Annotated in this window: 15 protein-coding genes; 6 read left to right on the forward strand and 9 right to left on the reverse strand. The window is 62.4% G+C overall.

The genetic code is table 11. From position 1 onward, the window contains the following. Position 1 precedes the first annotated feature (1 nt). Genes ACX93L_RS08440 through ubiE form a run of 3 tightly spaced genes read right to left on the reverse strand, consistent with a single transcriptional unit; the run spans position 2 to position 3,905 of the window. Positions 2 to 1,489, reverse strand: a complete 1,488-nt coding sequence (locus ACX93L_RS08440) for a sensor histidine kinase (RefSeq protein ID WP_459404445.1) — start codon at positions 1,487 to 1,489, stop codon at positions 2 to 4. A gap of 59 nt (positions 1,490 to 1,548) precedes the next feature. After that, complete coding sequence (ubiB, locus tag ACX93L_RS08445; protein WP_459404446.1) at positions 1,549 to 3,123, reverse strand: 2-polyprenylphenol 6-hydroxylase; 1,575 nt, start codon at positions 3,121 to 3,123, stop codon at positions 1,549 to 1,551. Positions 3,124 to 3,128: 5 nt separating this feature from the next. Continuing rightward, a complete protein-coding gene (gene ubiE, locus ACX93L_RS08450; RefSeq protein WP_459404447.1) occupies positions 3,129 to 3,905 on the reverse strand; it encodes a bifunctional demethylmenaquinone methyltransferase/2-methoxy-6-polyprenyl-1,4-benzoquinol methylase UbiE in 777 nt (258 codons plus the stop codon). A gap of 139 nt (positions 3,906 to 4,044) precedes the next feature. Here ubiE and mutM point away from each other — a divergent pair, with 139 nt between their 5' ends. The 5 genes from mutM to ACX93L_RS08475 all read left to right on the forward strand — a co-directional run bounded on the left by mutM (position 4,045) and on the right by ACX93L_RS08475 (position 9,413). Then, positions 4,045 to 4,941, forward strand: a complete 897-nt coding sequence (mutM, locus tag ACX93L_RS08455) for a bifunctional DNA-formamidopyrimidine glycosylase/DNA-(apurinic or apyrimidinic site) lyase (RefSeq protein WP_459404448.1) — start codon at positions 4,045 to 4,047, stop codon at positions 4,939 to 4,941. 25 nt (positions 4,942 to 4,966) lie between these two features. Continuing rightward, a complete protein-coding gene (locus tag ACX93L_RS08460; protein WP_459404449.1) occupies positions 4,967 to 5,740 on the forward strand; it encodes an enoyl-CoA hydratase in 774 nt (257 codons plus the stop codon). 187 nt (positions 5,741 to 5,927) lie between these two features. Further along, positions 5,928 to 6,194, forward strand: coding sequence for a 30S ribosomal protein S20 (gene rpsT / locus ACX93L_RS08465; RefSeq protein WP_459404450.1), 267 nt, complete (start codon positions 5,928 to 5,930; stop codon positions 6,192 to 6,194). 855 nt (positions 6,195 to 7,049) lie between these two features. After that, a complete protein-coding gene (dnaA, locus tag ACX93L_RS08470; protein ID WP_459404451.1) occupies positions 7,050 to 8,600 on the forward strand; it encodes a chromosomal replication initiator protein DnaA in 1,551 nt (516 codons plus the stop codon). Positions 8,601 to 8,609: 9 nt separating this feature from the next. After that, entirely contained in the window at positions 8,610 to 9,413 is an 804-nt protein-coding gene (locus ACX93L_RS08475) for a phosphate/phosphite/phosphonate ABC transporter substrate-binding protein (RefSeq protein WP_459404452.1), read from the forward strand. Here the strand turns inward: ACX93L_RS08475 and ACX93L_RS08480 are convergent. From ACX93L_RS08480 to rph, 6 genes are all read right to left on the reverse strand, one after another. Then, positions 9,395 to 10,393: a fatty acid desaturase gene (locus tag ACX93L_RS08480; protein ID WP_459404453.1), complete on the reverse strand. Its 999-nt coding sequence runs from the start codon at positions 10,391 to 10,393 to the stop codon at positions 9,395 to 9,397. The genes ACX93L_RS08475 and ACX93L_RS08480 overlap by 19 nt on opposite strands. A gap of 160 nt (positions 10,394 to 10,553) precedes the next feature. Continuing rightward, a complete protein-coding gene (locus ACX93L_RS08485) occupies positions 10,554 to 11,291 on the reverse strand; it encodes a class I SAM-dependent methyltransferase (protein WP_459404454.1) in 738 nt (245 codons plus the stop codon). A 21-nt stretch (positions 11,292 to 11,312) separates the two neighbouring features. Then, the gene (hemW, locus tag ACX93L_RS08490) at positions 11,313 to 12,494 is read right to left on the reverse strand and encodes a radical SAM family heme chaperone HemW (protein WP_459404455.1); all 1,182 of its coding nucleotides are present in this window, start codon (positions 12,492 to 12,494) and stop codon (positions 11,313 to 11,315) included. Between the two features lie 7 nt (positions 12,495 to 12,501). Beyond that, positions 12,502 to 13,146 (reverse strand): RdgB/HAM1 family non-canonical purine NTP pyrophosphatase, encoded by a 645-nt coding sequence (gene rdgB / locus ACX93L_RS08495; protein ID WP_459404456.1) that lies wholly within the window; start codon positions 13,144 to 13,146, stop codon positions 12,502 to 12,504. 13 nt (positions 13,147 to 13,159) lie between these two features. Further along, a complete protein-coding gene (locus ACX93L_RS08500; RefSeq protein WP_459404457.1) occupies positions 13,160 to 13,576 on the reverse strand; it encodes a VOC family protein in 417 nt (138 codons plus the stop codon). A gap of 25 nt (positions 13,577 to 13,601) precedes the next feature. Then, positions 13,602 to 14,318: a ribonuclease PH gene (gene rph, locus ACX93L_RS08505; protein WP_459404458.1), complete on the reverse strand. Its 717-nt coding sequence runs from the start codon at positions 14,316 to 14,318 to the stop codon at positions 13,602 to 13,604. A 172-nt stretch (positions 14,319 to 14,490) separates the two neighbouring features. On the opposite strand from rph, the gene hrcA reads away from it, so the two are divergent. Further along, a complete protein-coding gene (hrcA, locus tag ACX93L_RS08510; protein ID WP_459404459.1) occupies positions 14,491 to 15,579 on the forward strand; it encodes a heat-inducible transcriptional repressor HrcA in 1,089 nt (362 codons plus the stop codon). Positions 15,580 to 15,633: the final 54 nt, after the last annotated feature.

Genomic DNA, 15,633 nt, shown 5'->3' on the forward strand with positions numbered 1-15,633 from the left:
TTCAACTCCGTACAATTCGCGACAAATCCAAAGGCAGGCGCAGCACGAAGGTCGATCCCGATCCCATTTGCGATCTAACGGTTATCTCGCCGCCGAGGTTCCGCGCCAGCGACCGGACATGGGCAAGGCCGATGCCTTCGCCCGTCTTGTCCTGCTGGCCCGAGCGTCGGAACAGTTCGAAAATCCGTTCGTGGTCTTCGTCTGCGATGCCGCGGCCGTTGTCCTCGACCTCGATGCGCACCATGTTGCGGCCTTCCGGCAAAACGCGCACCGAGAGGTTCAATGGCCTCTCGGAATGCTTATACTTTACAGCATTGTCGAAAAGGTTACCGAGGATCTGTTCGAGCGAGAGACGGTCGGTATTGATCATCGGAACGCGAACGTCGAGCTGCACCTTGCCATCGCTTTCGGCGATCTGGTGGTGCACGCTGGCGCTGGTGGTTTCGAGGAGCGGTTTCATCTCGATTGACTCGGGCTTCAGCTGTCGCTTGCCGTCGCGGGAAATTTTGAGGATCGCGTTGATCAGCCCGTCCATCTTCTTCGTGGAAGAGCGGATGAAGCCGATTGCCTCGGGCAGGTCTTCGGACGCGGCGAGCCGCGCCTCCCGGATCTGGTCCTCTGTAAGTTGACCGCCGTCGGCAAGCACATAGGCCTGCAACGCCTTGAGCGAGGTATCGAGCTCTGATGTGAAGCCCATCACGTTGACCAGCGGCGCCCTGAGGTCGTGCGTGACGATATAGGCGAAGCGCTGAATCTCCTGGTTGGCCTGCATCAGGTCCTCGGTGCGCTCGTTGACGCGCTCTTCGAGGCTGTCATTGAGCAGTTCGACCTCGCGCCGGGCGCGTGATAGTTCGCGGACATGCTGGGTGATGATGAAGATCGCGCCGCTCATGACCGCGATGATGGCGATGCCGCCGCCGATCGTGAACCACTGAAGCTGGCTGGAGGATTCTACCTGTTCCGCGACACCACGCTGGACATTGAGGTCGGACTGCTCCTTGAAGAAATCGAGGGTCGCGCGGATCTCATCCATCACCTCGCGTCCGAACTCGGTTTGCACAAGTTCCGCCGCCTCCAACTGCTGGCCATTCCGGGTCAGTTCGACGCTGCGGGCCATTTCCGCAACCTTCTGCTCGACGAGCCGCTTCAGTTCGGGAATCCGCTCTTCCTTGATCGGACGGCCTTTGACGAGCGTTTCGACGCGCGCGAGGTTGCGCTGGACATCATCGAGCGCCAGCCGATAAGGCTCAAGGAAGCTTTCCTGCCGGGTGATCAGGTAGCCGCGCTGCCCGGTCTCGGAATCGACGAGGTTCTGCAGGAGGTCAGCCGCCGCGCGGCGAATGTCGCGCTCCTGGATGATGTAGTCGAATGTGGTCCGTGTTCTGTCCACCAGCCAGAGTGAGGAAAGGATGATGCCGAGCAGGACGGTGGCGCCGACAAGCAGCATCAGAAGCGTCGTGCGGGCAAAGCTGGCATTGGTGGCCGACATCAGAGATCCCGTCGTTTTTCCGTTCTCCCTGTGAGGGGTAGAAAGAAATTTGATGAAAATCAACCAATTCGCATGGCGATGATGATCAGGGCGATCGCAATCAGCCAGAGCGCCCAGCGGCCGAAGCGGCTGTGATAGGCCTCCGAGCGGCCGATCGCCTCGGCGGTCTCCGGTGCAAAGCGCAGCCCTTCCTCGCTCATGCGGACTACTTCGCCATGCAGTTTCTCGGTCTTCGCCGCGATCTCGGGCAGGGCTTCCGACAGTCGGACCGCTGCACGGATGCCGTCCTTGATATCGCCGACGATGCGCTTCGGGCCGAGATTGTCGCGGATCCAGGCGGAGACGACCGGATCCGATGCCTTCCACATGTTGAAGCGCGGATTGAGCATGCGGGCCACGCCCTCGACCACCACCATGGTCTTCTGCAGCATCACGAGCTCAGGCCGTGTCTCCATGTCGAAAAGCTCGGTCACCTCGAAGAGCAAGGTCAAGAGCTTGCCCATCGAGATGGTTTCGGCAGGTTGCCCGTGGATCGGTTCGCCGATTGCCCGGATCGCCTGGGCAAAACTCGACACATTGTGATGCGCGGGCACGTAGCCGGCCTCGAAATGCACCTCGGCGACCCGAAGGTAGTCGCGGGTGATGAAGCCGTAGAGGATCTCAGCGAGGAAGCGGCGCTCCTTCTTGCCGAGGCGGCCGGCGATGCCCATGTCGACGGCGACGATCACGCCGTCCGGTGCGACGAACAGGTTGCCGGGATGCATGTCCGCATGGAAGAAGCCGTCGCGCAGGGTATGGCGCAGGAAGGACTGGATCAGCGTATCGGCAAGCTGGTCGAGGTCGTGGCCGGCGGCCTTCAGCGCGTCGACATCCGACATCTTGATGCCGTCGATCCATTCCATCGTGACGACGTCGCGGCCTGTGCGCTCCCAGTCGACACTCGGCACGCGGAAACCGGGGTCGTTCTTGGTGTTCTCGGTGATCTCCGAGAGCGCTGCAGCCTCAAGGCGGAGATCCATCTCGACCTTGGTGGTCTGCTCCAGGGTGCGCGTCACTTCGACCGGGCGCAGGCGACGGGTATGCGGCAGGAACCGCTCCTGCAGATGCGAGACGAGATACATGGCCTCAAGATCGGCCGCGAACCGCTTGCGCACGCCGGGGCGGATCACCTTCACGGCCACTTTCCGGCGGCCTTCCGGTGTCTCGATCTCGGCGGGATGCACCTGTGCGATGGAAGCGGCCGCGATCGGCTCTCCGAAGGAAGCGTAAAGATCCTCGATCGTGCGCCCGAGTGAACCGGTGATCGTCGCCTTGGCCGCCTCGGTCGGGAAAAAGGCCATGCGGTCCTGCAGGCCTGCGAGGTCGTCGGCGAAGTCGGCGCCGACCACATCGGGCCGTGTCGCCAGGAACTGGCCGATCTTGACATAGGACGGGCCAAGCCTCTCGACCGCGCGGGCGAGCCGGTCGGATCGCTGCTGCCGCATTGCGCGGTTGCGGGCCAGAAGGCCGGCCGCGGCCTTGGCTGTGCCGACCAGCGGCGGCAGCCCTTCCGACGGAAGCGCCGAGATCACGCCTTCCCTGACCAGCACCCAGCCGACCCGCGCCAGGCGGAAATATGCACCGATCGTGCTCATCAGGATCAGAGTTTCCAGCCCGAATGCAGCGCTGCGATGCCGCCCGAATAGTTGGTGAAGGTTACGCGCGAGAAGCCGGCCGTGCGGATCATCGTGGCGAAATCCTGCTGGTTCGGGAACTTGCGGATCGATTCCACGAGATACTGGTAGGGCTCGGCGTCGCCGGTGATCATCTGGCCGAAGCGCGGGATCGCCTTGAACGACCACTGGTCATAGAACTTGTCGAGCAAGGGCATCTCGACTTCAGAGAATTCGAGCACCAGGAGGCGTCCGCCACGCTTCAGAACGCGATAGGCTTCCTGAAGGGCCACGTCGATCCGCGGCACGTTGCGGATGCCGAAGGCGATCGTATAGGCATCGAAGCTGTTGTTCTCGAAAGGCAGTTCTTCGGCATTGGCCTCGACGAAGGTCAGATTGGGGGCGAGCCCCTTTTTCTCAGCCCGTTCTGCGCCGACGCCGAGCATCGAGCCGTTGATGTCGAGCACCGTCGCATGGGCAAGCCGCGCTGAGGCCTCGACGATCCGGAAGGCGATGTCGCCTGTACCGCCGGCGACGTCCAGAACCTTGTAGTCGGGGTCCTTGCGGGGATTGAGCGCGGCGATCATCGCGTCCTTCCAGATCCGGTGCAGCCCTGCCGACATCACGTCGTTCATGATGTCATAGCGCTTGGCAACCTTGTGGAAGACATCATTGACGAGAGCCTGCTTCTCGCCCTTCGCGACGTCGCGAAAGCCGTAGGAGGTTTCCATGCCGCCGTCGGCGGAAGTGCGGCTCTCGGCCATCTGATCACTCCATTTTCATTGGTGGTCGAAAGACCATAGCGAAATCGCTCCGGGCACGCTATCTCGGGCCAGCCGGTGCGCGCTTTGGCGTTGGTCTACAGTCGTTTCCGGCAGGGTTCAAACAGAAAGATGGTCGGCGATGCCTGAATTGCCAGAGGTCGAGACGGTCAGGCGCGGGCTTTCTCCCGCGATGGAAGGCGCATTCGTTCGGCAGGTGGAGCTGCGCCGACCCGATCTGCGTTTCCCCCTGCCGCGCGATTTCGTCGCACGTGTCGAGGGGCGGCGTGTCCTCGGTCTCGCCCGTCGTGCCAAGTATCTTCTGATCGACCTCGACGACGGCACGACGGTCATCGCGCATCTCGGCATGTCCGGCTCCTTCCGCGTCGAGGCGAACAACGCGGCGACGACGCCCGGCGACTTTCATCGGGAGCGTTCCAAGGACGAGAAGCACGACCATGTCGTCATCCATCTCGATCGCCCGGGTGACGGGGGTAGTGTGCGGGTGATCTATAATGACCCGCGCCGGTTCGGCTTCATGGATCTTGCGCTACGCAACGAGATCGACGACTACCCGGCCTTTCGCACGCTCGGACCGGAGCCCGTCGGCAACGCGCTCGATGCCGACTATCTTGCGACCCGCTTTGCCGGCAAGGCCCAGCCGTTGAAGACGGCGCTGCTCGACCAGTCGGTCATCGCAGGTCTCGGCAATATCTATGTCTGCGAGGCGCTGTGGCGCTCCCATCTCGCCCCGCAAAGAGCTGCGGCGACCCTTGTGACACCAGGCAGGCGGCCGAAGAAGGAGCTCGTCGTCCTGACTGATGCGATCCGCGCCGTGATTGCCGATGCGATTGCCGCCGGCGGTTCTTCGCTCAGGGATCACATCCAGACGGATGGCACGCTTGGTTACTTCCAGCACAGTTTTCGCGTCTATGACCGCGAGGGCGAACCTTGCCTGACGCCGGGTTGCGGCGGTACCGTCGGGCGGATCGTTCAAGGCGGACGCTCGACATTTTACTGCCGCGCCTGCCAGAAATGACAATAAGGAAGAAAGGGAGACATCCATGAGCTACGAAACCCTCTTGCTGGAGACCCGCGGTCGCGTTGCCGTCATCACGCTCAACCGTCCGCAGGCGCTGAACGCGCTCAACTCGACCGTGATGACGGAACTCTGCGATCTGCTCGGCAAGCTGCAGGCGGATGCAGCGATTGGTGCCGTGGTTCTGACCGGCTCCGAAAAGGCCTTCGCCGCCGGCGCCGATATCAAGGAGATGCAGTCGCTCGACTTCGTCGACGTCTACCTCGGAAATCTCTTCAGCGGATGGGACGATATCGCCGGCTTCCGCAAGCCGATCATCGCGGCCGTTTCCGGTTTCGCGCTGGGTGGTGGCTGCGAACTGGCGATGATGTGCGACTTCATCATTGCGACGAAGACGGCCAAGTTCGGCCAGCCGGAAATCACGCTTGGCGTCATTCCCGGAATGGGCGGAACACAGCGCCTGACGCGCGCCGTTGGCAAGGCGAAGGCCATGGATCTCTGCCTCACCGGCCGGATGATGGACGCTCATGAAGCGGAAAGCTGCGGTCTCGTCGCCCGCGTGGTCGATCAGGAGCGGCTCCTGGAAGAGGCGGTTGCCGCCGCGGAAAAGATCGCCGGCTTCTCCCAGGTCGCCGTCGGCATGGTCAAGGAAACGGTCAGCCGGGCTTTCGAGCAAACTTTGACCGAAGGCCTGCGTTTCGAGCGCCGCCTTTTCTACTCGCTGTTCTCGACCGAGGACCAGAAGGAAGGCATGGCGGCCTTCGTCGAGAAGCGCAAGGCGGTCTTCAAGAACCGCTGATGGCCCTGAACGCGCGATTCATTGAAATTGCGCGTTGACGGCCTGCCGCTTTCCGGCTATATGCCCGCCCACGGTTGGGAAAGCCGCTGGCTTTTCCGAAGATAGCTCCTGAATTGCTGAAATGGCAGGTCGCAACGACCCGACGCGGCGATGGTGGAGTTTGGTTTGAATTCTTAGAGAGGCATCCATGGCCAACACCACTTCGGCGAAGAAGGCGACCCGCAAGATCGCTCGCCGCACCGCAGTCAACAAGGCTCGCCGTTCCCGCGTTCGCGGCTTCATCCGCAAGGTTGAAGAAGCCATCGCATCCGGTGATGCCGCTCTCGCCAAGTCGGCCCTCCTGGCCGCTCAGCCGGAGATCCAGCGCGCAGCCGGCAAGGGCGTGGTTCACGCCAACACCGCATCGCGCAAGATCTCGCGTCTCGCGAGCCGCGTGAAGGCGCTGGCTGTCTAATTTTAGACACCATTTTGACATGATCTAAAAAGCCTGGCTGCAAAGCCGGGCTTTTTCTGCTGCTCGTCTCTTTGCATTCAACGGCTTGCTGGTTTGGCATTTACGTGTCAGTCGAGTGACACAAAAAAAATAATAAAAACAATGAGTTGCGCGAGGATTGCCGCGAAGGCTGTGCTTCACTTAACGGCAGGCGGCCCGACTTTTGAGTCAAGCGAATTTTTATTTTTCGCGGATTTTTGCCTCTTCCTCCTCGGCCTTTTTTGAATCTCCTTGATTCAAAAGCGATTCTGGAGACGGCAATTGTGACGGTCAAAGACGGGACCGCGAGTCAATGGCCGCGGCTTAATTTTGCGTAAAATTCACTGTTGATCTTCACTTTTGATCCTGCCTTAATGCCTCTCAACAAGGGGCACGGAGTTGACCTCCGGGGGTAATCTGAACTGGCAAAACGAGTGTCAGATCTACCCATCGTCTCTTGGGGCGGGATATATCCATTCCGTTTCTTCAGACACTGTTGGCCTTGCACCGGGAGTCCCAAGTTCCCGTGACAGGATCCTTTTGTCGATTGTGCCGGTTGTGCCGGCAGGAGAAGAAACGGGACGGAATGACCTTCCCGACCGCAGGCCCTCATGTCGAGGATGAAGGCAGGCGGAGCGAGTTGAAACGTGGTCGGTATATTCGCGTCAGCGTTTCACGTCGCAGCGCATTGGCCCTTTGGCTGGGGTAAGCATGCGATGAAGGGGAGTACGGTCGTCACCTCTATTACGGTGGGATCGTCACACTGCACGGGGATGAAGCGGTCACCGGGTGCGCGAGGCGTCGCCCGGTCGGCCAAAGATTTAAGAAGGCGGCAAGATGCAGATTAATTCAGTTAAGGCCGGTGCAATGGTGAACGGGGACCATGCACATTCGGCACTCGGCGCCGCATGCTCAGATGCGCCAGGGGATATTTCCGAAATGAAGCATGATGCGCTTTTCGAGCGCTTCAGCCAGCGGCTGAAGGCGCAGGTCGGACCTGATGTCTATGCCAGCTGGTTCGGCCGCTTGAAGCTTCATTCCGCATCGAAGAGCCTCGTGCGCCTGACGGTGCCGACGACCTTCCTGAAATCGTGGATCAACAACCGTTATCTTGATCTCATCACGGGCATCTTCCAGCAGGAAGATCCGGCGATCCTGAAGGTCGAGATCCTGGTGCGCAGCGCCAGCCGCAACGCCAAAGCGCCGGCTGCGGACGAGCGTCCGGCTGCCGATCAGGCGCCCGCCGCACCGACCCGCAAGACGTCGGCCCAGTCGATCGGCCAGATCGTTCCCCCGGTTGGCAGCCCGACGGCCCGCGCCGTGCCAAACGGACCGCTTTTCGGCTCGCCGCTCGACAGCCGTTATACGTTCGAGAGCTATGTCGAGGGTTCGTCCAACCGCGTGGCGCTCGCGGCCGCCAAGACGATCGCCGAAGCCGGCGCCGGCGCGGTGCGCTTCAACCCGCTCTTCATTCATTCTTCCGTCGGCCTCGGCAAGACGCATCTTTTGCAGGCGATTGCCAATGCGGCGATCCAGAGCCCACGTGCGCCCCGCGTCGTCTATCTGACGGCCGAATATTTCATGTGGCGTTTTGCCACCGCGATCCGCGACAATGACGCCCTCACCCTCAAGGACTCGCTCCGCAACATCGACCTGCTGATCATCGACGACATGCAGTTCCTGCAGGGCAAGATGATTCAGCACGAGTTCTGCCATCTGCTCAACATGCTGCTCGACAGCGCCAAGCAGGTCGTCGTCGCCGCCGACCGTGCGCCGTGGGAATTGGAATCGCTCGACCCGCGCGTTCGTTCGCGGCTTCAGGGTGGCGTCGCCATCGAGATGGAAGCGCCCGACTACGAAATGCGTCTCGAAATGCTGAAGAGCCGTCTTGATGCCGCTCGCAAGGATGACGGATCGCTCGACATTCCGCTGGAGATCCTCTCCCACGTGGCGCGCAACGTCACGAGCAGCGGCCGCGACCTGGAAGGTGCCTTCAACCAACTGATCTTCCGCCGCTCCTTCGAGCCCAATCTTTCGGTCGAGCGCGTCGATGAGCTTCTGGCCCATCTGGTCGGGGCGTCCGAGCAGAAGCGTGTACGCATCGAGGACATCCAGCGCATCGTCGCCCGGCATTACAACGTCTCGCGTCAGGAACTGGTGTCGAACCGCCGCACGCGCGTCATCGTCAAGCCGCGCCAGATCGCCATGTATCTGTCAAAGACGCTGACGCCGCGTTCCTTCCCGGAAATCGGCCGCCGCTTTGGCGGGCGCGACCATACGACCGTCCTGCATGCCGTGCGCAAGATCGAGGAACTGGTCGGCGAGGATACCAAGCTCAGCCACGAGATCGAGCTTCTGAAGCGGCTGATCAACGAGAACAACGCCTGACGCGTCTCGATGACCTGCGCCAGCCTTGCCATGTACGACATGCTGGCGCCGGTCCGTGAAGGCAATGACCGGCTCTGGCATTTCGTTCGGGGCCGGTTGCGCGCAGCCGGATTTGGCGCTCCGGACGATCTCGATCGGCTGTCGCCTTATGATGCGCCCTGGCATGACCCGGGGCTCGTTTTGGCGCAGGCCTGCGGCTACCCCTACATCACGGTCCTTCGGGGAAAGGTACGGCTGGTGGCGACCCCGGTCTATGCCTTTCCCGGTGGAGAGGGAACGTCACGTGCGAGCTATGTGGTTGTCGCGGAACGATCGGCTGCGACTCGTATCGAGGATCTGCGTGGCGCCACGGTGGCGATCAACGATCCGGCTTCCAATTCAGGCATGAACCTTCTGCGTGCGATGATCGCGCCGCTGGCCGCTTCGGGCCGATTTTTCTCCGACGTGATAGTGACCGGCGGGCATCTCGCTTCGCTGGAAGCGGTTCGTACCGGTCGCGCATCCGTCGCCGCGGTGGACACGGTGACCTTCGGCCTTCTCGAAAGGCACGCGCCGCAGAGTGTGGAAGGCTTGCGAATTCTGGCGGAAACGCCGCGCGGGCCGGGGCTGCCTTTCATCACGAGGATCGATGCGCCCGACGGCGAGCTTGCCACCCTTCGCGCGGCAATCGCCGACGCGATCGCCGATCCTTCGCTCGGGCTGGGGCAAAGCCTGGGGCTGGTCGGTCTTGAGATCCTCGGCGACCGGGACTATCTGGTCCTGGACGTCTATCGGCAGCAGGCGGAAGCCGCCGGCTACCCGGCGATTGCCTGATCCTGGCCGTCCACGCCTATAGGTTCGGCATTGCCCGGCACGACATGCTGCGGATGCACTGGTTCATGATGCGATCTGAAGAGATAGCGTCGCGCCACGTCGGCATAGCCCCGGTAGACCAAGCCGCCGTTGAGCGAAATGAAGGCCTGACGGTGGGTGCGATAGAACGTCGGGATATCGTACCAGGGAACCTGCGGCCATGAATGATGGACGATATGCAGGTTGTTGTGCAGGAAGAGTAGGCCGAAGAGCGGTGTGTTCTCGACGATCGCCGTGCGCTCTTCCTTCGTTCCCGCATAACGGTGTTCGGCAAAGGAACGCAGTCTGGAAAGCGCGATTCCCGAATAGACGAAGGCCGTAAGGTAGATCCAGAGCGGCATTTCGCAGACGGCGAGCACCCAGAAGAGCACGCCCGCGCAGCCGAGGAGATGCGCGATCCACGTCTTCAGTCGCTGGCGATCGCCGCCGAGGATCAGGTTGGCCTCCGCCGTGAAGAACGCGGCCAGTGTCACCAGCGGCCCGAGGATCAGCCGGCCTGCCAGCGTGTTGTTGGCCCTGACCAGCAGTCGCCCGAATGCGCCGGTCCGTTCCCAGTGCGTGCCCGTCAGATAATAGGATTCCGGATCCTCGATAGGATCGGTCAGCCATTCGTCGTGGTGGTGCTGGAGATGGGACTGCTTGTAGATCCTGTAGGGCAGCCAGAGCGAGATCGGCGGCCAGCCGACGAGGTCGTTCACCTGCCGGAGGCGTGTCGGATGACCATGCAGCACCTCATGCTGAAGCGAGCCGTGCCAGGCGATGACCCATCCACCGGCAAGGAAGAGGATCGGGTAGGGGATGTGAGCCCAGTGGAAGGTGAAAGCCAGCCAGAGCCCGTAAATCGTGAGGGCAAGGGCGACTGTCGGCCATTCGACGCGCCACCGTGACCGTGATCGGTTCGGGGAGCCGGTCATTTCGTCACGCGCACGGGGTGGTTTCATGTTCGCCTTTGCGGGAGAGAGGCATGGAAGGACGACGCAGCCGATTGCGCTTCGATAGTGATGTCAAAACAGACTGTCCGTCAATTGGACCGGTCTTGATTGTAAGGCTCCCGTCCCCGGAATTATCGGGATTGGACGATACAGCCACCTCTCAAGCGCGTCAGCGCCGCGCCAGGGCGATGATTTCCGGACTTTCCGGCCGAAAGGGCGAACCCGCCCAGTCGCCGATCCAGTCGACGGAGGAAAAGCCGGACGCGGCGAGCAGTCCCGCGATCGCGCCCTTGTTCGGGAAGCGCAAGGTGCTTTCGCTCCCCCGGCGCTCTCCCGTTTCGAGAAGTGTGAAAACGGTGTCGAAACGGACGAAGTGGTCCCATGCGCTCGTGACGTGGTAGTAGACCTCGACCGGTCCCGCTCCGGGGATTGCACACCGTTCGCGGGTTTTCGCCTCGGTCCAGTTCTCCCATTCCCGCGCCGCAGGATTGCGGCTTTCGAAGACGAGCCGTCCGCCCTCGGCAAGGTGCCGGTGGGCGTTCTCAAGCACGGCCAGTGTTTCCCGGTCGTCCAGAAAGACCTGGAAGACATGGCCGGTCATGATGATCAGGTCGAAGCGCCTTTCGAGCGAAAAGTCGCGCGCATCCGCCGCCACCCACTCGACCCGATGTCCGTGATCCTTCCCGCGTGCGACGGCGAGCATCCCCGGCGCCGGATCGAGGCCCGTAACATGATGCCCGCGTTCCGCAAGTTCGAGCGCGAGCGAGCCTGTGCCGCAGCCGAGGTCCAGGATCTTGCAGGGTTCCGTCGCGAGACCGAGGTAGAAGTCGTTGTCCGGGCCGTGACGGTTGAAGCTGTCGTAGAGGACAGCCATGTCGTGGCGGGCGAAGGCGTCGTCGACCGGCATGGCGATGTCCTCCTGTTCTCCTCAGCAGGCGAGATCGGCGACCACGGCATCAAGCACCAGCATGCCCTTGGGTGTGCAGCGAAGCCGTGAATTGCCGAGGCGTTCGATGAAGCCGTGTTCCAGTAAAGTCTGCTCGCGTGCCGGGTCGGGATCTCGGCCGGAAAGCTGCTGCCAGCGGGCGAGGTCGACGCCTTCGCGCAATCTCAGCCCCATCAGCAGGAGTTCGTCGGCCTGTTCGTCCAGTCCGAGCAGTTCCTGTTCGACCATGCCGTGGCCGTCGCGTTCGACTGCGGTGAGCCAGGCTTCGGGATTGCGTTCGGTGGCGGTTGCCAGCTTGTCACGGCCGCGCGTCAGCCGGCCATGGGCTCCGGGGCCGATGCCCGCATAGTCGCCATAGCGCCAGTAGGTGAGATTGTGCCGGCTCTCGGCGCCCGGACGGGCGTGGTTGGACACTTCATAGGCGGGAAGCCCCTCGCGGGCCGTGATTTCCTGCGTCGCCTCGTAGAGGATAGCCGCCTGTTCGTCGTCCGGAACGACGAACTTGCCCGCCTTGTGCAGCCCGTAGAAGGCGGTGCCTTCCTCGATTGTCAGCTGGTAGAGCGACAGATGATCGACCGCATAGGAGATCGCCTCCTTGAGCTCCTTCTCCCACGCCTCGACCGTCTGGTGCGGACGGGCATAGATCAGGTCGAAGGACATGCGCGGGAAGATCTCGCGTGCCAGGCGGATCGCCTTCAGCGCATCCTCGACGTCGTGAAGGCGCCCGAGGAACTTGAGGTCCGGGTCGTTGAGGGCCTGCACGCCGAGCGAAGCGCGGTTCACGCCGGCGGCGCGGTAGCCGCGGAAGCGCGTCGCCTCGACGCTCGAGGGATTGGCCTCCATTGTGATTTCGATGCCGTCAGGCACGTGCCAGTGGCGCGCGATCCCGTTAAGAATTGCCCCGACGGTCTCGGGATCCATCAGGGACGGCGTTCCACCGCCGAGGAAGATGCTGGTGACCGTCCTCGAGCCGCTGAGCCGCCGCATCTCCGCCATCTCGCGCAGGAAGGACGCGACGAAGCGCGGTTGGTCGACCGGCTGGTGGCGGACATGGCTGTTGAAGTCGCAATAGGGGCACTTGGCCGCACAGAACGGCCAGTGCACATAGATGCCGAAGCCCGGCTCGCCGGTATCGGGCAGGAGAAGCGGCGTGGCTTCGGACATCGGCGCCTCAGGCCTCCAGGCAGGTTTCGACGAAAAGCTTAAAGGCGCGGGCGCGGTGCGAAAGCGCCACGGCGTCGCCGGGCTTCCATCCGTGCTTCTGGTCCGCGGTCATCTCGCCGAAGGTGGTCTCGTATCCTTCCGGCTGGAACACGGGATCATAGCCGAAGCCGGATGTCCCGCGCGGCGGCCAGACGACCTGGCCTTCGATCTCGCCGCGGAAGAACTCGGTGTGCCCATCGGGCCACGCAAGGCAGAGCACGCTGACGAAACGTCCGGTGCGCTGTGCCGCGGACGTCGCACCACGCTCGGCGAGCGCCTTTTCGACCTTTTCCATGGCCATCGCGAAGTCGCGGCTGCCGTCTTCCCGCTCGGCCCAGTTGGCCGTGTAGACTCCAGGCGCGCCGTCCAGCGCGTCGATCACCAGACCGGAATCGTCGGAGAGTGCGGGAAGGCCGGATGCCTTCGCCGAAGCGAGCGCCTTGATCGCGGCATTCTCCTCGAAGGTCGTTCCGGTCTCATCCGGCTCGTCGAACTTCAGTTCCGCGGCACTCTTGGCCGAAAAGCCGAAGGGACCGATCAGATCGGCGATCTCGGCGATCTTGCCTGCGTTGTGGCTGGCCACGACGATGGTGCGGGTATCGAGCTTGCGCATATGCGGTCAAATCCTATTCGAGGTTCCAGAGCCTGGGCTCGGCGCATTCCAGGCTGTTGCCGGCCGGGTCGCGAAAATAGATGGAGCGCGCTCCGTTCGGCCAGCGGAAATCGGCTTCGATGATGACGCCGGCTCTCCGCAGCCGTTGGGCCACGGCGTCGATTTCCTCGCCACGGACCCGGAAGCAGGCATGACCCGCTCCCGTTGCGCCATGGCTCGGAACCGGCAATGCGCCGGCCGCGACGGGTTTTGTCGTCTCTGCCGGATTGAAGATCAGCAGGATCCCCGCGCCGCAACGATAGAAAAGGTGCCGGTTGCCGTGGCGGGTCACTTTCTCCAGGCCGAGCACACCACCGTAGAAGGCCTCCGCGGCATCGAGATCGCCCGCGTAGAGCGCCGTCTCCAGGATGCCTTCCAGGGGGTGTTTCACTGCTCCCGTTCCTCAGTTTTCCCGTCTAGAGAAGCGCCTGCTTCTGCATCTGGACAAGTTCGCCGATGCCGCTGCGGGCAAGCCGCATCAGCGTCAGGAACTCTTCCTCGGAGAAGGGAACGCCTTCGGCGGTGCCCTGCACCTCGACGATGGCGCCCGTACCGGTCATGACGAAGTTTGCGTCCGTCTCGGCGGCGGAATCCTCAAGGTAGTCGAGGTCGATGACTGGCTGGTTGGCGAAGATGCCGCAGGAGATGGCGGCGACATGATCCTTCAGGACCTTCTCCACCTTGACCATGTTGCGCGCTTCCATCCACTTGAGGCAGTCGTGAAGAGCGACCCAGGCGCCGGTGATCGAGGCGGTACGCGTGCCGCCGTCGGCCTGGATCACGTCGCAGTCGATGGTGATCTGGCGTTCGCCGAGCGCTTCGAGATCGACGATGGCCCGCAGCGAACGGCCGATGAGGCGCTGGATTTCCTGGGTGCGGCCACCCTGCTTGCCGGCTGCAGCTTCACGCTTCATGCGGTCGCCGGTCGCGCGCGGCAGCATGCCGTATTCGGCGGTGACCCATCCCTTGCCGCTGTTGCGCAGCCACGGCGGCGTCTTTTCCTCAAGGCTGGCGGTGCACAGCACATGGGTGTCGCCGAATTTGACGAGGCAGGAACCCTCCGCGTGCTTGGAAAAATTGCGCTCGAAAGAAACCTTGCGCATTTGGTCGGTTTTTCTGCCTGATGGCCGCATTGCACACTCCTAGGATCGATAGACGCCTTCTAAGGTCCGCATGGGGGATTTGCAAAGAAAAACCATGCTGCGCAGCGGTGGCAGCTGTGAAGCCCCGATTTTCCCGTTGGTGATTGGGAGCGGAGCCACTATATTTCAGTGCAATGACAGACCAACAGATCTCGTGCGGCTAATGGGTTTACCGAAGTCACCGTCCCTGGACGTGGCCACTTCACTGGATGACCGATCCAGGGAAGTGTTCCGCCGCATCGTCGAGACCTATCTCGATTCCGGAGATCCGTTGGGGTCCCGCAACCTGTCGCGCCTGCTGCCGATGTCGCTTTCGCCCGCCTCGGTTCGCAATGTGATGGCAGATCTCGAGGATCTGGGCCTGATCTATGCGCCGCATGTCAGCGCCGGCCGGCTGCCGACGCAGCAGGGGCTGCGTTTCTTCGTCGATGCCTTCATGCAGATCGGTGACCTCTCCGAGGAGGAGCGTGGCAGCATCGAGCGGCAGATCCGGCGACCAGGGCCGGCCCAGCCCATGGAAAGCCTGTTGACCGAAGCGAGCCGCATGCTGTCCGGCCTTTCCAAGGGGGCAGGGCTGGTGATCTCGTCCAAGAATGATCCGGTGCTGAAGCACGTCGAATTCATCCGGCTGGAGCCCACGAAGGCGCTCGCCGTGCTCGTCGGGGAGCATAACCAGGTCGAAAATCGTATCATTGACCTGCCGGCCGGGATCACCGCGTCGCAGTTGACCGAGGCGGCGAACTTCCTCAATGCGAACATGACCGGCCAGACGCTCGCCGAATTGCGGACGCAACTGGTCAAGCTCCGGCAGCAGGTTGCCGGCGAACTCGACGCGCTGTCCCAGGATCTCGTCGAGCGCGGACTTGCCGTATGGTCGGGCGGCCTCGACGAGGAAAAGCCAACACGGCTCATCGTCCGCGGCCGCGCCAACCTGCTCGAGGGGCTCGCCGGCTCCGAGGACATCGATCGCCTGCGCCTGCTGTTCGATGATCTCGAACGCAAGGAGAGCCTGATCGAGATTCTCAATCTCGCCGAGAGCGGTCCGGGGGTGCGGATCTTCATCGGTTCGGAAAACAAGCTCTTTTCGCTGTCGGGCTCTTCGTTGATCGTGGCACCCTATCGTGATGGGGAGGATCGCATCGTTGGTGCCGTCGGCGTGATCGGGCCGACGCGGCTCAACTATTCCCGCATCGTGCCGATGGTCGACTATACGGCCCAACTGATGGCCAGGCTGTCGCGGTCGGGTCTCTGAGCGGTCCCCTGATCATCCTTCTTTTGCCCAAGCCTTGATTTTTCCACGTTAAAC

The organism is Rhizobium sp. CAU 1783, assembly GCF_054551725.1.